This window comes from Serratia grimesii, from assembly GCF_900186025.1.
GTDB lineage: Bacteria > Pseudomonadota > Gammaproteobacteria > Enterobacterales > Enterobacteriaceae > Serratia > Serratia grimesii.
The window spans coordinates 3,571,757-3,593,978 of record NZ_LT883155.1; the positions used below are offsets into that span (position 1 = coordinate 3,571,757).

Consider the following 22,222-nt stretch of genomic DNA (forward strand, 5'->3'; position numbering starts at 1 on the left):
AAACTGCTATTTTAATGCGCCGGAAAGAAACTGCTGCAATCGGGGACTTTTCGGATTACCAAACAACTCGGCCGGTGGCCCTTGTTCTTCAATCAGTCCCTTATGCAGGAAAATCACGTGGCTGGACACATGGCGTGCAAACTCCATTTCATGCGTCACTACCACCATGGTTTTGCCCTCTTCGGCCAGCTTCTGCATGATTCGCAGTACTTCGCCAACCAATTCAGGATCCAGCGCTGACGTCGGTTCATCAAACAGCAAGACTTCAGGTTCCATCGCCAATGCCCGTGCGATGGACACACGTTGCTGTTGACCACCAGACAAGTGCACCGGATATTTGCCACGAGCACGCTCGTCGATACCCACTTTATCCAGATAGCGGACCGCACGCTCACGCGCTTCCGTCTTGCTCAAACCCAACACCTGCACAGGTGCTTCCATCACGTTCTCCAACACCGTCATGTGACTCCACAGGTTGAAGTGCTGAAACACCATCGTCAGGCGGGTACGCAGCAGTTGCAGCTGTTTTTTGTCAAACACCTTCAACTGACCATCCTTGTCACGCACCATACGAATATCTTCGTTGTTCAGGCTGATAGAACCTTCACTCGGCTTCTCCAGAAAGTTAATGCAACGTAAAAAGGTACTTTTACCGGAGCCGGAAGAACCGATGATGCTAATCACATCCCCGGCATTGGCCGCCAACGATACGCCTTTCAACACTTCATGGTCACCGTAGCGCTTGTGCAGTTCAGTGACGGCTAATTTATTTTCAGACATAGTTTCTTCCCGTCATTTATCAGTGGCTAACATGCGCCATCCAGCGCCTTTCAGCTTTGCGGAACAGGCTGATTAACACATAAGAGATGATCAGATACAGCACCGCCGCAATCCCGAAGGCGTAGAACGGCTGATAGGTCGCCGCATTAATATCGCGTGCGATTTTCAGCAGGTCCGGTACGGTGGCGGTAAACGCCAGCGCGGTGGAGTGCAACATCAAGATCACTTCGTTGCTGTAGGCTGGCAGTGCGGTCCGCAACGCCGAAGGCAAAATAATGCAGCGATACATCTTAAAGCGGGAAAAACCATAGGCGTTGGCCGCCTCGATCTCACCGTGCGGCACCGAACGAATAGCCCCGGCGAAGATCTCGGTGGTGTAGGCGCAGGTGTTAAGCGTCAGCGCCAAAATGGTGCAGTTCAACCCGCTGCGGAAGAACGCATTGAGGAACTCGCTGCCACGCACGATCTCCAGACTGTACATACCGGAGTAGAACACCAGCAACTGCACATACAACGGTGTGCCACGAAACACGTAGGTATAAAGCCATACCGGGAAGCGAACCCATTTTATGGAAGAGACACGCGCCACCGCCATCGGGATTGCCAGCAGGCCGCCCATCACCACCGACGCAATAAGCAACCACAGCGTGACCGCCACGCCGGTGAAACGATAACCGTCGCTCCAGAGTAACGATTCCCAGTATTGGTGCAAAATATCGATCATAGCTCGGCCCTCTTGACGCCCAATGAATAACGCCGTTCAAGCCACAGCAACACCCCGTTGGAAACCGTGGTGAAAACCAGATAAACCACACCAGCCACGATCGCGAAGAAGAACGGTTGGTAGGTACCTTTCCCGGCCAACTGAGTGGCTTTCACCACGTCATTAAGGCCAAGAATAGACACCAGTGCCGTTGCTTTCAGGATCACTTGCCAGTTGTTGCCAATGCCCGGCAGGGCAAAGCGCATCATCGCAGGGAACAGAATGCGGCGGAAAATCTGCGGACCGGAAAAACCATAGGCGGTTGCTGCTTCTATCTGCCCTTTCGGTACGGCCATATAAGCACCGCGGAAAGTTTCAGTGAAGTAGGCACCGTAGATAAACCCGAGGGTGATGATCCCTGCACTGAGCGGATCGATATCAATTTGCGAGAAGCCAAGCAGTTCAGTGAGGTTATTGAGCGCAATTTGCAGACCGTAAAAAATCAGCAGCATCAGCACCAGATCGGGTACACCGCGGATCAGCGTCGTGTAAGCACCGAAAATCATCGAGACCAGTGGGTTATGTGAAAGTTTACCGCCAGCGCCGATCAGACCAATCACCACCGCCAGCACTACGGAACTGAGGGCCAGCTCCAGCGTCACCAAAGCGCCCTCAAATATCAATTGGGAATAGCCTTGCAGCATTTACTTCACCCTGTCGTCATTGGATCCCGAACCATCGGGGCCGGTGGGTCGGCCCCGAAGTCACAACATGGAACGGTGCGCGGAATTATCCGCCGTAGACGTCAAAGTCGAAGTATTTCTTCGCAAACTTGTCGTAAGTACCGTCTTTGCGCATCTCGGCAAAGGCTTTATCTAATGCTGCCTTCAGTTCGGTATCTGTCTTACGCAAGCCCATACCGGTACCGACACCAAAGAACTTGTCATCCTTCACCGACTCACCGGCAAACGCGTAATTTTTACCTGGAGGCTGTTTCAGGAAGCCATCGCTGCCAGCCACTTCGTCCTGGAAGGCGGCATCAATACGGCCTGATGCCAGGTCGGCGTACACCAGATCCTGGTTCTGATAAGGTACAACGGTGATGCCCTTAGGCTGCCACATGGCGTTAGCATAGGCTTCTTGAGTAGTACCTTGCAGCACACCGATACTTTTGCCTTTCAGCGCGTCCACGGTAGGCAATAGCTTCGAGCCTTTCGGGGCGATCAGACGGGCGTTAGCGGCATACAGCTTGTCGGTAAAGGCAATTTCTTGCTGGCGTTTTTCAGTGATCGACAAAGAAGAGATAATGGCGTCAATTTTCTTCGCCTTCAGGGAAGGGATCAGCGCATCAAAATCGCTTTCCACAAAGGTACATTGGGTATTTATGCGTTTGCACAGCTCTTTGGCCAAATCGATATCAAAGCCGACCAGCTCACCTTTGGCATTTTTTGACTCAAAGGGGGCATAGGTCGGATCGGTACCTATCTTCAGCGTCGATGGTACAGCGGCAAATGCGCTGCTTACCGCGCTCAAAGCCAAGACTAAAGGAAGAACCTTAACCAGCTTTTTCATAAATTACCCTCAAATTGATTTTTTGATGCCACTGCGGGCATTACTTTTCCACCAAATCAATTTGCAGTAATCGTGCCACATTTGTTGCTGTAGGCGGAGGGAACGGCTCCGGCCTTCACAAAACTGTTTCCTGGGACGATAACCGCAAAATTAAATCGGCCAGTCTTGGCCGCGCCACGGGCAGTGGGTAAATACCAAAGCCTTGAAACAGTGAGCGTGATGAAGTGGGATCATTATGGTGCATGCGCCGCCCTAATTCAGTGCGGTGTTGCACAAATGTGCCAAATTGGGGAGAAATTTGTTAATTGGCACCTTGCCAGCGGGTAAATAAATCCTTCGGTAATTCAATGTCAAATTGGTCAACCACTCGGTTTACAGTTTGATCGATGATGTCTTCGACACTCTCAGGACGGTGATAAAACGCCGGCACTGGCGGCATAATTACCGCGCCCATTTCCGCCGCCTGGGTCATCAGCCGCAGATGGCCAATATGCAATGGGGTTTCACGCACGCACAACACTAACCGGCGGCGCTCTTTCAAAACGACATCCGCAGCGCGCGTCAGTAAACCATCGCTATAGCTATTGGCGATACCGGATAACGTTTTGATCGAACAAGGTAAAATCACCATACCTGCCGTTTTGAACGAGCCGGAAGAAATGCTGGCACCAATATCGCGAGAATCATGCACCACATCGGCCAGTGCCTGCACTTCACGCAAGCTGAGCGTAGTTTCCAGAGACAGCGTTTGTCGCGCGGCATTACTCATCACCAAATGGGTTTCCACCTCTGCGACATCGCGTAATACCTGTAGCAAGCGCACGCCGTAGATTGCGCCGCTGGCGCCGGAAATACCGATGATGAGTCGTTTCATAAAACTGGCCTCTGCCACGAAAAAGATAGGATCAGGCAGACTTTGCCGCAATGGCGAGGGATAAGCAAGTCAGGGAGGGATAATGCACTGCGACAGACGCCGCAGTGCACCTTGGTTGCACAACGCAGGAGTTTAACCTTCGTTATGCATTTCCAGATTTTCCGCTTCGGTTTGACCACGCAGTTCTTTGGCGTCGTCGTTACGCAGCGATTCCAGATACTCGAGATAACTTTGATCAACATCTTTAGTGACGTAGATACCGTTGAATACCGAGCATTCGAACTGCGCGATATCTGGGTTCTCTTCGCGCACTGCTTCGATCAGATCGTCCAGGTCTTGGAAGATCAAGCCATCAGCACCGATGATTTGACGGATTTCATCCACTTCACGACCATGAGCAATCAGCTCATTGGCACTCGGCATATCGATGCCATAAACGTTAGGGAAACGAACTTCTGGTGCAGCAGAAGCCAGATAAACCCGCTTGGCACCAGCGTCGCGCGCCATCTCGACGATCTGCTCCGAGGTCGTGCCGCGCACAATTGAGTCATCCACCAGCAGCACATTCTTGTCGCGGAATTCAGCACGGTTGGCGTTTAGCTTCCGGCGTACTGACTGACGACGCGCCTGTTGGCCAGGCATGATGAAGGTGCGGCCGACATAGCGATTCTTCACGAAACCCTGGCGGTACGGCTTATCCAGAATGCGTGCGATCTCCAATGCGATATCGCAGGAGGTTTCCGGGATCGGAATCACTACATCAATATCCAGATCTTCCCATTCGCGAGCAATCTTCTCACCCAGCTTCTGCCCCATACGCACACGAGCGCTGTAGACCGAAATCTTGTCCATAAAGGAGTCTGGACGAGCGAAGTAAACATACTCGAACAAGCAAGGGTTGGTTTTCGGATTCTCTGCACACTGACGAGTGAACAATTGGCCCTTATTGGTGATATACACCGCTTCGCCCGGCGCTACGTCGCGCAGGAACTCAAAGCCCAGCGTATCCAATGCCACGCTCTCGGACGCCACCATATACTCATTGCGGCCATCTTCAAGCTGACGTTTACCGATCACTAACGGACGAATGCCGTGCGGATCACGGAATGCCAACAGGCCATGGCCGATGATCATCGCGACACAGGCGTAAGCACCACGCAGTTGCTGATGCATGGCGGCAACGGCAGTGAAAATATTGTCGGATTCCAGCGGATAGTGTTGGAAACGGTCCAGCTCACTGGCCAGCACGTTCAGCAGAATCTCAGAATCGGACGTGGTATTGATATGGCGGCGACCGCTTTCGAACAGCTTCTGGCGCAGTTCATGAGCATTGGTCAGATTGCCGTTATGTGCCAGCGTAATACCGAACGGCGAGTTGACATAGAAAGGTTGAGCCTCTGAAGCACTGGAGCTGCCAGCCGTCGGGTAACGCACATGGCCAATACCCATGTTGCCCTGCAAGCGCTGCATATGGCGTGCCTCAAACACATCCTTCACCAGGCCGTTTGCTTTACGCAAGCGGAACCCGTTATGGGCATCAATGGTGACGATGCCTGCGGCATCCTGGCCACGGTGCTGAAGCACCGTCAGCGCATCATAAATCGACTGGTTTACCGGCATAAAACCGGCGATACCGACAATACCGCACATGTTGTCTTTTCCTCATCAGCGCTACCGCCCAGGTAAATGGGTCGGTAAGAAACTCGACGTGCTCTGCAGGTAGTCAAAGAACCACCTGATGATGTAACTGAACTGGGGAATAAGCTGCGACTGTTTCCAGTCGGCACTCTGTGAAAAGCCAGTAAAGGTATCCAGGAAAAACAGTATCGCCGAAACGATCAACACGCCGCGCAGTGCGCCGAAACAGACGCCCAGCACCCGGTCGGTGCCTGATAACCCGGTTTTCTCTACCAGTGAGCTAATCACATAGTTAACAATAGCTCCTACGATCAGGGTCGCAATAAACAAGATTGCAATCGCGATACCGTTTCGCACCAGTTCATCTTCAAAACGAGTGAAGTAGACCGCAAGGTAAGAGTAGAAATGGCTGGCAACAAAAAACGCACATCCCCATGTCACAAGTGACAATGCTTCGCGAACAAACCCTCGGATCAGGCTCACCAAAGCCGAAAATCCAATCACCGCTATAATGACGTAATCAATCCAGACCATGAACTATTCCAATGATGAATCGCCCCTGCATCCATTTCGCGGCGAATTCTAACAGAAAACGTAAACGTTTGCGTAGGGGTTTTCCTGCCCCGCTACAAATAAAAAACGGCGATAACAAAATTCCCAATCGCCGCGCCTACATAGGCCATTTCAACTACGAAAGGCACATTATTTTTAATGATTATACTGGTACGTATAGGTTTAGGGGCACAGCATGCTGTGCCCCTTCATCTTATTAACGTACGCTGTATGGCTTCACCTGACCGCTCAAACCACTGAGGGAGTTAAGCGCAGGCAATGAAGACTGCAGTTTCTGTTTCGAGGCGTCTGGACCGACGTAAATCCGAGTAATCTGCCCCTGTACCGGCGTGGATGGCACGGTGAAAGCACGATAGCCGGACAGTCGGAGTGACGCGACCACTTCGTTCACTTTGGCTGCATTCTTCAACGCACCAAGCTGCACCACATACGCCTGCCCTGCCGGTGCTTTCTCTTCCGCCGGTTTCTGCACAGGTGCAGGTTCAGGCTTCGGTGCTGGTTCAGGTTTCGGCTCTGGCTTCGGTTCAGGTTTCACCACCGGCTTCACTTCCACCGGTTTCGGTTGCGGCACCGGTTTTGGTTTCACGTCCACCGGTTTGGTTTCTACCGGTTTAGGTTTCGGCGTTGGTTGTGGACGAGATTCAACCGGTGGCGGTGTGATCTGAGCCGGCTGTTGTATTGCCTGCTGTGTCGCCGCCTCATTAGCCGCCTGCTGCTCAACCAACGCACCCGCGCCTTCCGGCGGTTGTGCCGGCAATGGTTGGCTTACCGGTGGCACCACGTCGTTCTCTTCCACATCACCGGCCTTCGGCACCAATGGGATGGCAGCGAATTCGTCCTCGTAATGTTTCTTTTTACCGTCCAGCAGCCCTGGCAGGATAATCACCCCCAGCGCAACCAGAATCACGGTACCCACCAATCGGTTTTGAAATTTACTTGCCACTCACACTCCCCGCATCTCGTCTAACGCCGCCATCACGTGTGCAACGGTGTGGAACGATCCACAGACGATCACAATATCCTGTTTTTCAGCGTCCTGCATAGCCTGACGCCAGGCAGTTTCGACATCGGCAAACTGCCGCGGTTCCGTTAAATATTGCGCCAACAGCTCAACACCGGCACCACGCGGCCCTTCAAGCGGTGCACAGTACCATTCATCGACCTGCTCACTCAGACAAGCCAATGTACCGGCAATATCTTTGTCCGAAAGCATACCCACCACAGCACGTACTTTGCCGCCATTACGCGGCAACGTCGCCAGGCGACCAGCCAAATAGCTTGCCGCGTGTGGGTTATGTGCCACGTCGAGGATCAATGTCGGTTCACGCCGCACAATCTGGAAACGTCCCGGTAGGGTCGCCTGCTGCAGACCAGCGAAAATCGCCCGCTCATCAATTTCCAACGCAGAATAATGTAACGCGGCCAGCGCGGTCGCCGCATTGGCTAAGGGTACGTTTGGCATCGGCAAGTCCGTCAATGAGGTGCCGCCACCCTCCCACTGCCAGCGTTCGCCCTGTTCGCTAAAGGTCCAAGCCTCGCCACGACGATACAGTTGCGCACCCAGGGTTTCCGCTACTTGTCCAATAGTTGCCGGCATATCCGGTTCACCCACGACAGCCGGCTTACCACCACGGAAAATCCCGGCTTTTTCGCGGCCAATGCTTTCGCGGTCGCTGCCCAGCCAGTCGGTATGATCCAGTGCAATGCTGGTCACCACTGCCACACTCGGGTCAACAATGTTGGTCGCGTCCAGACGTCCGCCAAGACCGACTTCCAGGATCACCACGTCAAGCTTAGCTTGTTTGAACAGTTGCAAGGCCGACAGAGTGCCAAATTCGAAGTAGGTCAGTGACGTTTCGCCCCGGCCCGCTTCAATGGCTGAGAATGAGCGGCTGTGTTCTGCCTCACTCAGCTCATCACCTTGAATGCGTACTCTTTCGGTATAACGCACCAGATGTGGTGAGCTGTAGACGCCAACGCGCAACCCCGCCTCCATCAAAATCGCTTCCAGAGTGCGGCACGTGGTGCCTTTGCCGTTAGTACCGGCAACGGTGAACACCGTCGGTGCAGGAGTAAGTAAATCAAGATGCGCCGCAACGCGCTGTACGCGTTCCAGGCCGAGTTCGATCGCCTGGCTGTGCAGACGTTCCAGATAAAAAAGCCACGAGCTCAATGGCGACGTGGCTTGGGGAATTTGGTGGTTTTGCATGAGTCCCGTCACTGAACTTGGGTTCATTAATCCATCAGGGCACCACCCTCACCGCGGTAAAGGCGATGCTCTGCATGATACCCCATGTTTTTCAAGCCGCAGCGTTACTCGCTGTCACTCGATATTCATAGGGTATTTCCAGCCGTCACTTAGCCACAAAATGACGACTGAACCCCGCGTTGGCTTGTGCCAACACGGGTAATTTCTTTGCCTCAGGCGTCGGCCTGATTTTCCTGCTCAGACACCGGCGCGGCTTCATCGAAATGCGGCTGCGGCTGGTTGGTCAGCTTGGACAGGATACTCGCCAAAGTCTGGCGCATTTCCGGGCGACGCACGATCATGTCGATCGCGCCTTTTTCAATCAGGAACTCACTGCGCTGGAAGCCCGGTGGCAGCTTTTCACGTACAGTCTGTTCGATAACGCGTGGACCGGCAAAACCGATCAGCGCTTTCGGCTCAGCGATATTGATATCGCCCAGCATCGCCAGACTGGCGGAAACGCCACCCATGGTCGGGTCAGTCAGTACTGAAATGTACGGCAGACCACGTTCCTGCAGTTTTGCCAGCGCTGCGCTGGTTTTCGCCATCTGCATCAGCGACATCAGCGCTTCCTGCATACGTGCACCACCACTGGCTGAGAAACACACCAGCGGGCAGTTATCTTCCAGCGCCTGCTCAACGGCACGAACAAAGCGCGCGCCCACTACAGACGACATGGAACCGCCAATAAAGGCAAATTCAAACGATGCGGCGACAATCGGCATGCCATACAACGTGCCTTTCATCACGACCAACGCATCTTTTTCACCGGTTGCTTTCTGTGCCGCAACCAGACGATCTTTGTATTTCTTGGAATCCTTGAACTTCAGAACGTCTTTCGGCTCCAGTTCGCTGCCCAGCTCCACTTCACTGCCTTCATCGAGCAGGGTATGCAGACGCATACGCGCAGTCATGCGCATGTGGTGGTCGCATTTCGGGCACACTTCCAGATTACGCTCCAGCTCGGCGCGGTAGAGAACCTGGCCGCAGCTATCGCATTTGGTCCACACCCCTTCAGGAATACTCGCCTTACGGGTTTGGGTGATATTGCTCTTGTTAAGAATTCGTTCAATCCAGCTCATCGATGACCTTTCTGTTTGAACCTGGCAGACGCCAGTCCGCTGTTCATGCTTTAACAATCCCCCCGAGAACACCAATGAAAAAATGCCTGAGCAAAACGCGTCATGCGCGCGAGCAAGGCACAGGTTTCAAGGTTGTTAACAGGAACAGACCATAAATGTCGCTCATTAAACCATATCGGCCCGACTCTGTGGACAAAAAACTGGTCGAACCGACAGGTTAAGCGATGTTTTTACTGTTTTTGCTGGCGGGCAGCCGCACGCTTATGGCGCCAAATTTCAATGACACCCGGCAGAATTGAAACAATGATGATACCCACGATCAACAGTTTCAGGTTTTCCTGCACGATCGGCAGATCGCCGAAGAGGTAGCCAGCATAAGTGAAGAGCAGCACCCAAACCAGTGCACCAATCACGTTGTAAGCGGCAAAGTGGCGATAGGACATATGCCCCATACCTGCGACGAACGGCGCAAATGTACGCACGATCGGTACAAAACGTGCCAAGATAATCGTTTTCCCACCGTGTTTCTCATAAAACTGATGCGTTTTATCCAGGTAACTACGACGGAAAATTTTGGAGTTCGGGTTGCTGAAAAGTTTTTCTCCGAATAGCCGCCCAATAGTGTAGTTCACCGCATCCCCAAGTATCGCCGCACCTATCATCAGCGCGACCATAGTGTGCACATTCAGATCATTGGTCGGCAATGCCGCCAACGCACCCGCGACGAACAACAGAGAATCCCCTGGCAGGAATGGCGTAACCACCAGCCCGGTTTCGCAAAACAAAATCAGGAACAAAATACCGTATACCCACATACCGTATTGTGCCACCAGCTCGGCCAGATGCACGTCAATATGCAGAATAAAATCAATCACAAACTTGATGATGTCCATAGGTTCTCTCTTTTACCGGGTGTCTCACCCACTCGGTAGGTACACAAGGGAGCAACGCGTCGGGCGCGCCAGTGTTTATCCCCGTCGCCTTTCAAACTACAGCGTTGTTACCTACACTCACTCACCCCAGTGACTTACTCAGTAAGCGCCTGGGGATGAGTGGGCTGGGCGCGTGGCTGCAGCTTGAAATTCATAGGGTACATTTGTTTAATCGTCGGGTAAAAACAGTGGCCCCATCGGTGGCCGGGGTATAGCAAAGTGCTCAGGGTAATCAACGCTAACCAGGTATAACCCTTCGGCCCGCGCCGTCGCCGCAGCCAGATTACGATCTTTCAGTGCCAGTAATTCGGCCATCCAGTTCTCACCCTGATTGCCGCAGCCAATTTCCATCAGGCTACCGACAATATTGCGAACCATATGATGCACAAAGGCATTCGCCTTGATATCTACCACAATATACTCACCATAGCGCGTAACCTTAACGTGTTTTACGTTACGCCATGGGGTACGTGACTGACATTGCACAGCGCGGAACGACGTAAAGTCGTTTTCGCCCAACAACGCCTGTGCCGCCCTCTCCATACGATCGGCATCCAGTGGGTGATAAAAATGCGTCATCCCCTGCTGCAATACCGCCGGACGATAGCGGTGGTTATAAATAATGTAGCGGTAACGGCGTGCCGTGGCGCTGAAACGTGCATGAAAATCTTCAGCTACGTTAGTCACCCAACGCACAGCGATATCCGGCGGCAAATGGGTATTGACCCCCATCGTCCACGCGGCGTCCTTCCGCTGTGCTGTGGTTTCAAAATGCACCACCTGGCCGGTAGCGTGCACCCCGGCGTCGGTGCGCCCGGCACACAGCACGTTGATCGGCGCGTTGGCCACTTTACTCAACGCCTGTTCCAGACAGGCCTGCACACTTGCCACTTCCTGTTGGCGTTGCCAGCCGTAATAACGGCTGCCGTCATATTCAATCCCCAGCGCGATTTTCAAGGTCGGCTGGGTGGGCAAGGCAACTTCAGACATCAGTACATCTGCTCCTGCACCAGACGCTCTGCGGTTTCGATCGCCATCAACGCGCCGCCAAAGCGTACGTTATCGGCTACCGACCAGAACTGCAGGATTTCAGGAATACCGTAGTCATTGCGCAAGCAGCCTATGCTCAGCGCGTCGCTGCCGGACGCTTCCGTCACCTGAGTCGGGTAATCGTCTTCTTCGCTCAGTTGGATATCATCCACCTGTTCCAGTTCGCTGCGTGCTTCTTCAGCAGACATCGGGCGCAGGGCTTCCAGATGAACGACCTGTGCATGGCCATAGAATACCGGCGACTGCACGCAGCTCACGGAAATCGGTAACCCTTCGTCCTGCAAAACTTTACGCACCTGATCGACAATCAAACGTTCTTCACGCACGCTGCCCTGCTCGTCGGTCATCAGCGGCAACAGGTTGAATGCCAACTGCTTGGCAAAAACGCCAGGCTCAGCAGGAATACCATTCAACAGACGTGCACTTTGGCCCGCCAGATCGTCAACCGCCACTTTGCCACGTGCCGATACCGACATCAGGGTCGTCACGTGCAGGCGGGAAAGCCCGGCCTGTTCGGTCAGCGGTTTGATTGCGGTCAGCAGTTGGCTGACCATACTGTCCGCCACGGCGACAATATTGCGGTTACGGTAATCAGCCAGCACCTGCGGGTTAACCCCAGGCACCACCAGTGGCACGTCCGGTTCCAGCGCAAACAGGCCGCTGGTGTCGATCACCAGACACCCCATGTTGCCAGCTTCTTCCGCGTAGCGGGCCGAGGCCTCAGTACCAGCAACGAAAAACGCTAACTGGGCCTGTGACCAGTCAAACTCTTCCGCTTTTTGCACCAGTACCGATTTGCCATTGAAGCGCACGGTCGCACCTGCACCACGCTCACTGGCTAAAGGATAGAGTTCGCCCACCGGGAACTGGCGTTCCTGTAACAATTCCAGCAACGCTTCACCTACCGCGCCAGTGGCACCAAGTAGAGCGATATTCCAGCCGTCAGACATTGGGTTTCTCCAGAGTATTTATTCAAATGCAAATGGGCGGCTAATGCACCGCCCTGATAACAAAATTAGTCGCTGTGGCTTAAGAAAGCCTTATGCCGTCAGGAAACCCAGCTTGTGTAACAGCTCCGCACTGGCGCTGTCATTGCACTGGACGCGCAGTGAAGACCATTCGCGGCGTTCCTGATAATGCTTGCGCAGACGGTCAAATTCGCCCGGCTGCCCAGCCACTTTACGCAGCGGCGCATCGTCGCGGCGCACATCATACACCAAGTGCATCAATCGTTTTAACTTGCCTTCATCCAGCGGCCCATTGAGCTGAATCTGGCTGAACTCAGGCACCGGCAACAATGAGGCCAGTTCGATCTGTTGTGGCTGACCCAGGTGACGACTGAAGGCCTCAAAGACCTGCGTTGTACCGCGTGCTTTGCCTTCGAGCGTATAACCGGCAATATGCGCGGTGCCAATATCCACCCGCGCCAACAACGGCAACGACAGCTCCGGCTCCGGTTCCCATACGTCCAGCACGGTACTCAGCTTTTTACCTTTCTCCAATGCCTGCAACAACGCGGCATTGTCCACCACCGGACCACGGCAAGCATTAATCAGAATGCGGTTATCCGGCAACGCCGCCAATAGCTCCGCGTCCACCAAATGCAGCGAGTGGTAAGGGCCGGATTTATTCAGTGGCGTATGGAAGGTCAGTACATCGGCTTCGGCCACCAGTTTTTCCAGCGGCCAAAATTCACCGTTATCGCCACGTTCAGCACGCGGTGGATCACACAGTAAGGTACGCACGCCCAATGCTTTCAAGCGGGCATCCAGACGCGACCCCACATTGCCAACGCCGATAATGCCGACGGTTTTATCGCGTAATTGAAAACCGTCGCGTTCGGCCAACAGCATCAGTGCGGAGAATACATATTCCACCACAGCAATGGCGTTGCAGCCCGGTGCCGCAGAAAAACCAATGCCCTGCTGTTGCAGCCAAACGTCGTCTACATGATCGGTACCGGCGGTCGCGGTGCCGACAAAACCAATGCAGGTACCGGCCAGTAAGGCTTCATTCACTTTAGTGACCGAACGCACCATCAGCGCATCGGCATCGGCCAGCGCATCACTCGGGATCGGGCGGCCAGGCACTGCCTGCACATCCCCCAAACGACTGAACAATTCAGTCGCGTACGGCATATTTTCATCAACCAGGATTTTCACTTATTGCTCCGACGGTTTACGGCCATTTATACCCCAAATAATTGGCGTTGCATCAAAGCGGCAAGAGCAGGAGTCCAGGAGCTTACTCAAGTAAGTGACTGGGGTGAGTGCTCGCAGCCAACACAGAGGCGACGTCGAGTATGAAGAGGTTATCTGGGAAATAGTGTGCCACTGAATCATGCCCGACGAAAGCGCTCAGGGGTCGTGCCGGCGATTTGCTGAAACATGACGATAAATGCCGATGCCGAGCTATACCCCACTTCCAGCGCGACATCCTGCACGGTTTTTCCCTGTTCCAATAACGAAACGGCGTGCAAGAAACGCAGCCGCTGACGCCATTCGCTAAAAGACATACCCAGATCTTGCTGGCAACGACGCGACAGCGTGCGCTCGGTGGTATAGACACGGGCGGCCCAGGCGGCAAGTGACGTGTTGTCTGATGGACAGTGCTCCAGTGCCTCCAGTATCGGTGCCAGAAACTTGTCTTCAGATGTGGGTAAATAAGTTTGTTGCACCGGCGAAACATGCAATTGGTCGATCAACGCCCGGCACAGGCGCAAATCCTGTTTGCTTTGTGGGATGTATTGTTTGCGGGCGTAAAAATCTTCGGCTATAGCGCGGAAAATCGGGGTAACGCTCACCAGACAAGGCGCCTCCGGCAGTCCGGCGCACAGCGGCAATGCAATATCCACCATACGGCACTGCGCCAGACGTTGGTTATAACAGGAATGTTCAATTTCCGCCGGTGCCCACAACACAAACTCCGGGGGTGCCAGAAAACGCTGGCCGCCGATGCGCAGCACCATGACGCCGGCCTTGACCCACATCAACTGCCCCCAGCTATGACGGTGAGGCTGAAACTCTGTACGCGCATTGAACTCCTCACAGCGGAACTGCACCGGGCGCGGCGCGGGGATCAGCGCTTCAGGGAAATGGCGGATTTCTGGCATGGTTTCGCCCCGTTACTTGTCTTGTTTAGGAGAAAAATTGTCTGGATATCACTATATATAATAAACCGGACACGCGTAAACTAGCCAGCATGTCAGTCGTTAATGAGAATAATTATCATGAATATGCTCTTCCCTTTGCTGGCGGTCTTGATTTGGTCAATCAATGCCGTGGTCAGCAAACTCTCGGCCACCGCTATCGATCCGGCCGCCATTTCCTTCTATCGCTGGCTGCTGGCGCTCGTCACCCTGACGCCGTTTGTCCTGCCTGGCGTGATCCGCCATTGGTCGGCAATACGTACCAACTGGTGGAAATTGATGATTCTCGGCATGCTGGGTATGGTGCTGTATCAGAGTCTGGCGTACTACGCAGCACACAGCGTTAGCGCACTGTTTATGGGTATCATTGTTTCGTTGATCCCATTACTGACCATTCTGATCAGCATTGTGCTGTTGCGTGTCGCGCCGACAGTAGGCATTGCGATCGGCAGCCTGTTGTCTTTGGGCGGTTTGATCTGGCTGGTGAGCGCCGGTAACCCCGGAGAGTTACTGAGCCACGGTATCGGTAAGGGTGAATTGATGATGTTTGCCGCTACCGCTTCGTATGCACTGTACGGCGTACTGACCAAGCGTTGGGCGATTGCTCTGCCAAACTGGCAGTCGTTGTATGTGCAGATACTGTTCGGCGTGGTGTTGCTGTTACCGAATTTCCTGATGGCACAAGACGTCGCGTTAACCAGCCAGAATATCCCGCTGGTCTTGTTCGCCGGCATTCCGGCGTCGATTATCGCGCCTTACTTGTGGATCCACGGGGTTATGCGTTTGGGGGCCAATACGGCATCAATCTTTATGAATCTGGCGCCGGTATTTACCGCCATCATTGCAGTGCTGTTCCTGCATGAACATCTGCACGGCTATCATCTGATTGGCGGCGGTATTACCCTGCTAGGCGTGTTCCTGTCGCAGCGCCTGCGTACACCGTTGGCGCGCAAAGCAAAACAAGCCGCAGAGTGTAAAAGCTAAGGTAACAGTTGAAAACGCACCCGCACCAACAAGCCACCCAATGTGGCTGAGGTTAACAACTCTGGGCGGGTGCCGTGGTAACGAGTGATGTCACTCACCAGCGCCAACCCCAGCCCTGCACCGGGTTGGTCGCCCACGTTATCCAGTCGATGGAACGGCTGCAGTGCCTGCGCAGTGTCCTGTTGGGCAATGCCTGGGCCGCTGTCTTCAATTTCCAGTATCCCTTCCCCCGTCAAAGTATCCATGATTAGCCTTGCGGTGACTGTGCCCTGATTCGGCGTATACTTCAGCGCATTATCTAACAGGTTGGCACACAGTTCGGTCAGCAGCAGCGCCTCTCCGCCTACCCAACATACCGATTCGCCCTCATAACCGAGATCGATACGTTTACTGCGCGCCTGTGGCAGACGAGAAAAACACGCATCACGCAATACCTGCGCCAGATTCACTGGCTGCAACTTGCGATCGGCATCGTGTTCATGGGCTTTAAGCCTTGAGAGATAAAGCAGACGATCGGTTAACGCCACGGTGTTATCCAATGTGGCACTCATCGCCACCAGACTTTCCCGCCACTGCTCTGGCTTATCGCTGGCCAGCGCCACCCCCACCTGCGTTTTCAACACAGTTAACGGCGTCCGCAACTGGTGTGAAGCATCAGCGCTGAAACGTTCCTGACGCGCCACCATTACGCGCAACCTTTCGATATAGCGGTTAAACGCCAGCAGCAGCGGCTGCATTTCCGACCATGGTAGCACCATGGGTAATGGCGTTAATTCACCCGGATCCCGTCGCAACATGATGCCTGAAAGCTTGCGCATCGGTTTAAGCACTCGCTTGAGAAGTGCAAAGGCCAGGATCATGGTCAGCACCACCACTGTACCCTGGCTGAGCAACGCGGAGAGCATCATTTGCCGCGCCAGATAGCGGCGTGATTCCAGCGTTTCTGCCACCAATATGGTTGCCATGCCCATCACGCCGGATTCGTTGATCGGTTGGAATAATGCAGCCACACGAATGGGCCGTCCGCGGTATTCGGCATCATAGAAATGCACCAACGCGGGATACAAGCTCGATCGCAGAATATAAGGTGGCATGGGCGGCAGATCGTCATAGCCAGAAATGCTTTGGCCTTCTGGGGAAATCACCTCGTAATAGAGCTGATCGTTCATGTTGCGCTCAAAACTGTCGAGTACCACATAAGGGACATCCGCTTCGAGGCGGCCGTTACGCACCACCAGCCGCTCCGCTACCGTACGTGCCGATGCCAGCAGCGTACGATCATAGGCAAGTGTAGCGGCGTTCATTGCACTGAAATAGTGGGTATAAATCGAGATACTACCCAGCACCAAGAGTGGCAAACCAAAAAACAGTAACAACTGATAAAACAACGATTGCGGTGCGTTAAACCACCTCATTGCAAAGCTCCAGGCTGTAGCCCAGACCGCGCAAGGTGATAATTGCCACATTGCTGCCCTGCAGCTTTTTCCGCAGCCGATGAACATAGAGCTCAATGCTCTCAGGGTTAGCCTCATCGGCCAAGGTAAACACCTGTTCGAACAACTGTTGTTTAGCAACGGGACGTCCACGACGATGGATCAATGCCGTCAGCACCGCCAGTTCACGCGGTGTCAGTTGCAGCGGCTTGTCGTCCAGTTGGAAATAGCCCTCATCGTGATAGGTCAGCGCACCGTATTGCAGGGCTTGCTGAGTGACGCCGACGCTGCGGCGTAGCAACGCCCGAATGCGTGCTTCCAGCTCATCGAGTTCGAAGGGTTTAGTCAGATAGTCATCGGCCCCAAGATTCAAACCCTTAACCCGATCGGCCACATCGGTTCTTGCCGTCAAGAGCAATACCGGCAAGTCCTGCCCACGTTTACGCAACCGGGCCAGCAGTTCCAGACCATTCAGACGCGGCAATGCCACGTCCAACACCACCAACGCATAGGTTTCATTTAACAACAAATGGTCAGCCGCCAACCCGTCCGGCGCAACATCGACGGCAAAACCGACGCCGGTCAGCGCCTTTTGCAGCCAGTGGGATAACTCAGGATGGTCCTCAACCAATAACAGACGCATGTTTCCATTCCATTGATTTATCTATGCTCGCAGGCCGAATACTGCGCTATCGCATCAGGATCCGGCTTAACGCGAATTAACATGTTTATAACAGAAGAATGGCATGGAAGCCGCTGTGATAGAAGGGTTATGCCGGACCAGTTTTGGGAGCTGGAACACAATTGCGGCACTGAATAAACCCTGATCTGCTGACGACGATGGTTAATGTCGTGATCGAGGCATTACTTTTCGCAATCAGCGAGGGCAATATCAAATACCGGCTGTAATTTGGCCGGGCTGAACGGGGGGGAAACCAATACAGTACGGTTATTGGTGGCAAAAACAATATCAATGCCGGTAATGCAGGCAGTCATCTGGCAAGCATATTTCTCGCCATTCTCTTTGGAGAAGTGCAATTCAAAAACGCCGATATCCGGGCGCAGGCGTTTCAGCCGACAATGCCCAGTAGCCCCTGTCATCTCATCATAGGCCGTTGGTAACATCTTGATTGCACTAACTTTGGCACTGTCCCTACCACCGAATAATTTCCCTAACGAAAACATAGCAATCCACCCCTCGTCATTTTATTTTTAGCCATTTTATCTCAAGGCAAAGAGAGCAAAACTGACATTACACAGGCTTTAAGCGAGGTTTACGGGCTGTTATTGCCCCCTGACATGTGTTAGCGCACTGGACAATCGGCTCTTTCAGCACCGGTATTTTGCCTCCAACAGGAGATGCGTATCACATCCCGAAAACTTTTCCCGCGGTTGAAAGGTAAATGAAAGGTTGTTGATTTAACAATCCAGCAACCCGTATCGGCGGGGATCCGCAACGACAGAAAAAACACCTTGGGGAAAGCAATGAAAAAAATAATCACCCGCACTCTGACCGCTACCGCCCTGCTGTTGGCAGCCAATCAGGCCTTTGCCGTGGAAGCACCGAAACGCACCGAATGTATCGCCCCTGCCAAGCCTGGCGGTGGATTTGATCTGACCTGTAAGCTGATTCAGGTGTCCTTGCAGGAAACCAACGCCATCGATAAACCGATGCGTGTCACCTACATGCCCGGCGGTGTCGGTGCAGTGGCCTATAACGCCATTGTCGCCCAACGTCCGGCAGAGTTTGGCACGGTCGTCGCTTTTTCCGGTGGGTCATTGTTGAACCTGTCACAAGGAAAATTCGGCCGTTACAACGTGGATGATGTGAAATGGCTGGCTGCTGTCGGTACCGACTACGGCATGATTGCCGTCCGCGCCGACTCGCCGTACAAAACGCTGAATGACCTGATGGATGCCTTCAAAAAAGATCCAAACAGCGTGGTGTTCGGTGCCGGTGCCTCTATCGGTAGCCAGGACTGGATGAAAACCGCCCTGCTGGCGCGTGAAGTGGGTATCGATCCTCATAAAATGCGTTATGTGGCGTTTGAAGGCGGCGGCGAGCCCGTTACCGCACTGCTCGGCAACCACATTCAGGCAGTCTCAGGCGATCTGAGTGAAATGGTTCCTTACCTGCAGGGTGATAAAATTCGCGTGCTGGCGGTCTATGCCGACCAACGCCTGCCAGGCCAATTAGCCAATGTACCCACCGCCAAAGAACAGGGCTTCGATCTGGTTTGGCCGATTATCCGCGGCTTCTACGTAGGCCCGAAAGTCAGCGAAGAGGAATACCAGTGGTGGCTCGATACCTTCCAGAAAATGATGAAGACCGAAGAATTCAAAAAGCAACGTGATCTGCGTGGCCTGTTCGAATTTAACCTGACCGGTAAGGAACTGGATGCCTACGTGAAAAAACAAGTCGAACAGTACCGCGAACAAGCCAAAGTTTTCGGCCTGGCCAAGTAACCGGGGGATACCATGAGCGATCGCATTTTCGCTGGTTTCTGGCTGCTGTTGTGCATCGGTGGTCTGTTTATCGGCTGGGGAATCCAGAGCGAATACAGTTATGAACCCCTGGGGCCACGCCCCTTCCCTCTGGCCATTCTTAGCCTGATGGCACTGTGTGCCGCGCTGCTGCTGTTGAACAAGCCGCAGGTCGTTGAGTGGCCACATAGCAAGGTGATGCAACGCTTGCTGGTGCTGGTCATTACGTTGGTGCTGTATGCCTGGGGCTTCGAATGGTTGGGCTTCCCGCTGGCAACCGCATTGCTGACCTTCAGTATTGGCCTATTGTTCCAGGCCAGTCTACTGGCGGCAGCGGTGTCCGGCGCAGTCATGGGCGTTGCGCTGTATTACGCCTTTGACCGCTTACTTGATGTAACACTGCCACTCGGCGTTTGGCTGAGCTAACGGGGGCGATGATGGATACCTGGATGTACTTATCTCAAGGGTTCGAAGTGGCACTGGTGCCACAGAACCTGATTATCGCCCTGATTGGCTGCTTCGTCGGCACGATTGTCGGCTTGCTGCCGGGGTTAGGGCCAATCAACGGCGTGGCAATCCTGTTGCCACTGGCGTTTGCCCTTAAGCTACCGGCCGAATCTGCACTGATCCTGCTGGCAACAGTGTACATCGGCTGTGAATACGGCGGTCGTATCTCCTCAATACTGCTCAACGTCCCGGGTGATGCCGCAGCAATCATGACCGCACTGGACGGCTACCCGATGGCGCAGCAAGGCCGTGCCGGTGTGGCACTGTCGATCTCGGCGGTAAGCTCCTTTACCGGTTCACTCATTGCTATCGGCGGGATTATCCTGTTCGCTCCCCTGCTGGCACGCTGGTCGCTGGCGTTCGGCCCAGCCGAATACTTTGCCCTGATGGTGTTCGCTATTGCCTGCCTGGGTAGCATGATGAGCCAAAACCCTCTGAAATCGCTGCTGGCGGCGCTGATTGGTCTGGGACTGGCAACGGTCGGGGTAGACGCTAACACAGGTGTTTATCGCTTCACCTTCGACAGCATCCACCTCTCCGATGGTGTGCAATTCATCGTGGTCGTTATCGGTCTTTTCTCGGTCAGTGAAATTCTGTTGATGCTGGAAAGCACCAGCGGCGGACAAAAACTGGTGCGCAAAACCGGTCGGTTATTGTTCAACCGCAAAGAGGCCGCTCAGTGCGTTGGCCCAACATTGCGCTCTTCCGTGGTGGGGTTCTTTGTCGGCATTCTGCCGGGTGCCGGCGCAACAATTGCCAGCGCACTCACGTACATGACCGAAAAGAAAATCAGCGGCAACAGCGAAACCTTCGGTAAAGGGGACATTCGTGGTGTCGCAGCGCCAGAGGCAGCCAACAACGCTTCAGCCTGTGGCTCATTCATCCCTATGTTAACGCTGGGTGTTCCTGGTTCCGGCACCACTGCGGTCATGATGGGCGCACTGACGCTGTACAACATCACCCCCGGCCCGGCAATGTTCACCGAACAGCCGGATATTGTCTGGGGGCTGATCGCCGCACTGCTGATTGCCAACGTCATTCTGTTGATCATGAACCTGCCGTTGGTGGGTCTGTTCACCCGCATGCTGACCATTCCGCTGTGGTTCCTGGTACCGGCGATTGCTGCCGTATCCGCGGTGGGCGTATACGCCGTACACAGCACGACCTTTGACCTGCTGTTGATGATCGGACTCGGGGTGTTTGGTTATATCTTGAGGAAAATGCATTTCCCGATGTCACCGCTCATTCTGGGTTTCGTATTGGGAGAGATGTTAGAACAAAACCTGCGCCGGGCGCTGTCAATCAGCAACGGAGAGTTTGGCATCTTGTGGAGCAGCAGTATCGCGCAAACACTGCTGGTATTGGCGGTGTCTGTATTGGTGCTGCCACCTTTGCTGCGTAAATTGCGTAAACGCCGTATGTCGGCGGAAGCGGCTAAAGCCGAATAGGTAAAAAGGGCGGGTTTATCACCCGCCCTTTTCATTTATCTGATCACTAACGCTCAATACCTCTTACCACCCGCTCAAGTCCCGTAATATCATCACTGGCCAGCAAGGGTTGCACACAAGCAAAATCCTCGGCTGACAAATCATAAATACGCAAAGCAAGTAATCGGGCAATGATCTGCGGGGTAAATCGCTGCTTTATCGGTCGTGCCGGATTACCGCCTACAATGGTGTAAGGCTCAACGTCCGCCGTCACAATGCTACCTGCGGCAACGACCGCCCCTTCCCCAATGGTCACGCCCGGCAATAACATCGCCCGCATACCTATCCAGCAGCCATCTCCCAACCGGGTATCACCTTTCGGCCGATAGGCAGCCTGGATGCTTTCCATCATCGGGTACAAGCAAAACCAATCGGTGCGGTGGGTATGGTTCCCCCCCATCAGGATTACGGCTTCAGCGGCAATACAGACATAATCGCCAATCAGTAATTGGTCTATCGTCCCGAGCGGTTGCCACTGCTGACTGACCGCATCGCCGTGCAAATAGCGCACCACAGAGCGTTCAAAGCCATCATCCAGGTAGTCACTGTAATAGCTGTGGGTCCCCTTGACGATAATGTTGGGGTTGGTCACCGTTTGGTGCAGCAATTCTGTTTTTGACCAGTGTTTTTCAGTCATGGCGCTTTCTCTTGAATCTGTTACAAGAGCCACAGCCTACTGTCTGTGGCAGTGTTTTTCGGTCATAAAACACTGCCCGGTTAAGCGATT

General features: G+C 53.8%; 23 protein-coding genes. 4 read left to right on the top strand and 19 right to left on the bottom strand.

Annotation, left to right across the window (positions count from 1 at the left end):
• Positions 1-6: 6 nt before the first annotated feature.
• From hisP to SGBXF1_RS16875, 15 genes are all read right to left on the bottom strand, one after another.
• Complete coding sequence (hisP, locus tag SGBXF1_RS16805) at positions 7-780, bottom strand: histidine ABC transporter ATP-binding protein HisP (RefSeq protein ID WP_037421033.1); 774 nt, start codon at positions 778-780, stop codon at positions 7-9.
• Positions 781-799: 19 nt separating this feature from the next.
• A complete protein-coding gene (locus tag SGBXF1_RS16810; RefSeq protein WP_037421036.1) occupies positions 800-1,504 on the bottom strand; it encodes an ABC transporter permease in 705 nt (234 codons plus the stop codon).
• The gene (locus tag SGBXF1_RS16815; protein WP_037421039.1) at positions 1,501-2,187 is read right to left on the bottom strand and encodes a histidine ABC transporter permease HisQ; all 687 of its coding nucleotides are present in this window, start codon (positions 2,185-2,187) and stop codon (positions 1,501-1,503) included. Before SGBXF1_RS16815 ends, SGBXF1_RS16810 begins: the two co-directional genes overlap by 4 nt.
• A gap of 85 nt (positions 2,188-2,272) precedes the next feature.
• Positions 2,273-3,055 (bottom strand): histidine ABC transporter substrate-binding protein HisJ, encoded by a 783-nt coding sequence (hisJ, locus tag SGBXF1_RS16820; RefSeq protein WP_037421043.1) that lies wholly within the window; start codon positions 3,053-3,055, stop codon positions 2,273-2,275.
• A gap of 301 nt (positions 3,056-3,356) precedes the next feature.
• The gene (locus SGBXF1_RS16825; RefSeq protein WP_037421045.1) at positions 3,357-3,929 is read right to left on the bottom strand and encodes a UbiX family flavin prenyltransferase; all 573 of its coding nucleotides are present in this window, start codon (positions 3,927-3,929) and stop codon (positions 3,357-3,359) included.
• Positions 3,930-4,061: 132 nt separating this feature from the next.
• On the bottom strand, positions 4,062-5,579 hold the full coding sequence (gene purF, locus SGBXF1_RS16830) for an amidophosphoribosyltransferase (protein WP_061808030.1): 1,518 nt from the start codon (positions 5,577-5,579) through the stop codon (positions 4,062-4,064).
• Positions 5,580-5,600: 21 nt separating this feature from the next.
• Complete coding sequence (gene cvpA, locus SGBXF1_RS16835; RefSeq protein WP_020827869.1) at positions 5,601-6,101, bottom strand: colicin V production protein; 501 nt, start codon at positions 6,099-6,101, stop codon at positions 5,601-5,603.
• A 235-nt stretch (positions 6,102-6,336) separates the two neighbouring features.
• On the bottom strand, positions 6,337-7,083 hold the full coding sequence (gene dedD / locus SGBXF1_RS16840) for a cell division protein DedD (RefSeq protein ID WP_186427218.1): 747 nt from the start codon (positions 7,081-7,083) through the stop codon (positions 6,337-6,339).
• The gene (folC, locus tag SGBXF1_RS16845; RefSeq protein ID WP_186427219.1) at positions 7,084-8,349 is read right to left on the bottom strand and encodes a bifunctional tetrahydrofolate synthase/dihydrofolate synthase; all 1,266 of its coding nucleotides are present in this window, start codon (positions 8,347-8,349) and stop codon (positions 7,084-7,086) included. It abuts the gene before it with no gap.
• Positions 8,350-8,561: 212 nt separating this feature from the next.
• Positions 8,562-9,470: an acetyl-CoA carboxylase, carboxyltransferase subunit beta gene (gene accD, locus SGBXF1_RS16850; RefSeq protein ID WP_012146046.1), complete on the bottom strand. Its 909-nt coding sequence runs from the start codon at positions 9,468-9,470 to the stop codon at positions 8,562-8,564.
• Between the two features lie 230 nt (positions 9,471-9,700).
• Positions 9,701-10,363 (bottom strand): DedA family protein, encoded by a 663-nt coding sequence (locus SGBXF1_RS16855; protein WP_037425410.1) that lies wholly within the window; start codon positions 10,361-10,363, stop codon positions 9,701-9,703.
• 207 nt (positions 10,364-10,570) lie between these two features.
• Positions 10,571-11,392: a tRNA pseudouridine(38-40) synthase TruA gene (gene truA, locus SGBXF1_RS16860; RefSeq protein WP_037425412.1), complete on the bottom strand. Its 822-nt coding sequence runs from the start codon at positions 11,390-11,392 to the stop codon at positions 10,571-10,573.
• Positions 11,392-12,402 carry an aspartate-semialdehyde dehydrogenase gene (locus SGBXF1_RS16865; protein ID WP_186427220.1) on the bottom strand — a complete coding sequence of 337 codons (1,011 nt, stop codon included), beginning with the start codon at positions 12,400-12,402 and terminating at the stop codon, positions 11,392-11,394. The genes truA and SGBXF1_RS16865 overlap by 1 nt, the downstream gene beginning before the upstream one ends.
• Before the next feature lie 90 nt (positions 12,403-12,492).
• Positions 12,493-13,614, bottom strand: coding sequence for a 4-phosphoerythronate dehydrogenase PdxB (pdxB, locus tag SGBXF1_RS16870; protein WP_186427221.1), 1,122 nt, complete (start codon positions 13,612-13,614; stop codon positions 12,493-12,495).
• A 176-nt stretch (positions 13,615-13,790) separates the two neighbouring features.
• Positions 13,791-14,564: an AraC family transcriptional regulator gene (locus tag SGBXF1_RS16875; RefSeq protein ID WP_061808035.1), complete on the bottom strand. Its 774-nt coding sequence runs from the start codon at positions 14,562-14,564 to the stop codon at positions 13,791-13,793.
• A 117-nt stretch (positions 14,565-14,681) separates the two neighbouring features.
• Here SGBXF1_RS16875 and SGBXF1_RS16880 point away from each other — a divergent pair, with 117 nt between their 5' ends.
• The gene (locus SGBXF1_RS16880) at positions 14,682-15,584 is read left to right on the top strand and encodes a DMT family transporter (RefSeq protein ID WP_186427222.1); all 903 of its coding nucleotides are present in this window, start codon (positions 14,682-14,684) and stop codon (positions 15,582-15,584) included.
• Here the strand turns inward: SGBXF1_RS16880 and SGBXF1_RS16885 are convergent.
• From SGBXF1_RS16885 to SGBXF1_RS16895, 3 genes are all read right to left on the bottom strand, one after another.
• Positions 15,581-16,999 (bottom strand): sensor histidine kinase, encoded by a 1,419-nt coding sequence (locus tag SGBXF1_RS16885; RefSeq protein WP_186427223.1) that lies wholly within the window; start codon positions 16,997-16,999, stop codon positions 15,581-15,583. The genes SGBXF1_RS16880 and SGBXF1_RS16885 overlap by 4 nt on opposite strands.
• Complete coding sequence (gene tctD, locus SGBXF1_RS16890; RefSeq protein ID WP_037425423.1) at positions 16,986-17,660, bottom strand: transcriptional regulator TctD; 675 nt, start codon at positions 17,658-17,660, stop codon at positions 16,986-16,988. Before tctD ends, SGBXF1_RS16885 begins: the two co-directional genes overlap by 14 nt.
• Before the next feature lie 221 nt (positions 17,661-17,881).
• Positions 17,882-18,202, bottom strand: a complete 321-nt coding sequence (locus SGBXF1_RS16895; RefSeq protein WP_186427224.1) for a hypothetical protein — start codon at positions 18,200-18,202, stop codon at positions 17,882-17,884.
• Between the two features lie 300 nt (positions 18,203-18,502).
• Here SGBXF1_RS16895 and SGBXF1_RS16900 point away from each other — a divergent pair, with 300 nt between their 5' ends.
• The 3 genes from SGBXF1_RS16900 to SGBXF1_RS16910 are packed head-to-tail and all read left to right on the top strand — an operon-like array spanning position 18,503 to position 21,456.
• Positions 18,503-19,483, top strand: a complete 981-nt coding sequence (locus tag SGBXF1_RS16900; RefSeq protein ID WP_186427225.1) for a Bug family tripartite tricarboxylate transporter substrate binding protein — start codon at positions 18,503-18,505, stop codon at positions 19,481-19,483.
• A 12-nt stretch (positions 19,484-19,495) separates the two neighbouring features.
• Positions 19,496-19,927: a tripartite tricarboxylate transporter TctB family protein gene (locus SGBXF1_RS16905; protein ID WP_037425428.1), complete on the top strand. Its 432-nt coding sequence runs from the start codon at positions 19,496-19,498 to the stop codon at positions 19,925-19,927.
• 11 nt (positions 19,928-19,938) lie between these two features.
• Complete coding sequence (locus SGBXF1_RS16910; protein WP_037425430.1) at positions 19,939-21,456, top strand: tripartite tricarboxylate transporter permease; 1,518 nt, start codon at positions 19,939-19,941, stop codon at positions 21,454-21,456.
• 46 nt (positions 21,457-21,502) lie between these two features.
• On the opposite strand, the gene SGBXF1_RS16915 is transcribed toward SGBXF1_RS16910, so the two are convergent.
• Entirely contained in the window at positions 21,503-22,132 is a 630-nt protein-coding gene (locus tag SGBXF1_RS16915; RefSeq protein WP_186427226.1) for a CatB-related O-acetyltransferase, read from the bottom strand.
• Between the last annotated feature and the right edge of the window lie 90 nt (positions 22,133-22,222).

Bases quoted from the DNA above. Each gene is read 5' to 3' on its own strand.
- hisJ (WP_037421043.1), bottom strand. From the start codon at position 3,055: ATGAAAAAGCTGGTTAAGGTTCTTCCTTTAGTCTTGGCTTTGAGCGCG.
- SGBXF1_RS16880 (WP_186427222.1), top strand. From the start codon at position 14,682: ATGAATATGCTCTTCCCTTTGCTGGCGGTCTTGATTTGGTCAATCAAT.
- purF (WP_061808030.1), bottom strand. From the start codon at position 5,579: ATGTGCGGTATTGTCGGTATCGCCGGTTTTATGCCGGTAAACCAGTCG.
- accD (WP_012146046.1), bottom strand. From the start codon at position 9,470: ATGAGCTGGATTGAACGAATTCTTAACAAGAGCAATATCACCCAAACC.
- SGBXF1_RS16895 (WP_186427224.1), bottom strand. From the start codon at position 18,202: ATGTTTTCGTTAGGGAAATTATTCGGTGGTAGGGACAGTGCCAAAGTT.
- SGBXF1_RS16905 (WP_037425428.1), top strand. From the start codon at position 19,496: ATGAGCGATCGCATTTTCGCTGGTTTCTGGCTGCTGTTGTGCATCGGT.
- hisP (WP_037421033.1), bottom strand. From the start codon at position 780: ATGTCTGAAAATAAATTAGCCGTCACTGAACTGCACAAGCGCTACGGT.
- SGBXF1_RS16865 (WP_186427220.1), bottom strand. From the start codon at position 12,402: ATGTCTGACGGCTGGAATATCGCTCTACTTGGTGCCACTGGCGCGGTA.
- SGBXF1_RS16855 (WP_037425410.1), bottom strand. From the start codon at position 10,363: ATGGACATCATCAAGTTTGTGATTGATTTTATTCTGCATATTGACGTG.
- cvpA (WP_020827869.1), bottom strand. From the start codon at position 6,101: ATGGTCTGGATTGATTACGTCATTATAGCGGTGATTGGATTTTCGGCT.
- SGBXF1_RS16910 (WP_037425430.1), top strand. From the start codon at position 19,939: ATGGATACCTGGATGTACTTATCTCAAGGGTTCGAAGTGGCACTGGTG.
- folC (WP_186427219.1), bottom strand. From the start codon at position 8,349: ATGCAAAACCACCAAATTCCCCAAGCCACGTCGCCATTGAGCTCGTGG.
- SGBXF1_RS16885 (WP_186427223.1), bottom strand. From the start codon at position 16,999: ATGAGGTGGTTTAACGCACCGCAATCGTTGTTTTATCAGTTGTTACTG.
- SGBXF1_RS16825 (WP_037421045.1), bottom strand. From the start codon at position 3,929: ATGAAACGACTCATCATCGGTATTTCCGGCGCCAGCGGCGCAATCTAC.
- SGBXF1_RS16915 (WP_186427226.1), bottom strand. From the start codon at position 22,132: ATGACTGAAAAACACTGGTCAAAAACAGAATTGCTGCACCAAACGGTG.
- SGBXF1_RS16875 (WP_061808035.1), bottom strand. From the start codon at position 14,564: ATGCCAGAAATCCGCCATTTCCCTGAAGCGCTGATCCCCGCGCCGCGC.
- SGBXF1_RS16810 (WP_037421036.1), bottom strand. From the start codon at position 1,504: ATGATCGATATTTTGCACCAATACTGGGAATCGTTACTCTGGAGCGAC.
- SGBXF1_RS16900 (WP_186427225.1), top strand. From the start codon at position 18,503: ATGAAAAAAATAATCACCCGCACTCTGACCGCTACCGCCCTGCTGTTG.
- SGBXF1_RS16815 (WP_037421039.1), bottom strand. From the start codon at position 2,187: ATGCTGCAAGGCTATTCCCAATTGATATTTGAGGGCGCTTTGGTGACG.
- truA (WP_037425412.1), bottom strand. From the start codon at position 11,392: ATGTCTGAAGTTGCCTTGCCCACCCAGCCGACCTTGAAAATCGCGCTG.
- tctD (WP_037425423.1), bottom strand. From the start codon at position 17,660: ATGCGTCTGTTATTGGTTGAGGACCATCCTGAGTTATCCCACTGGCTG.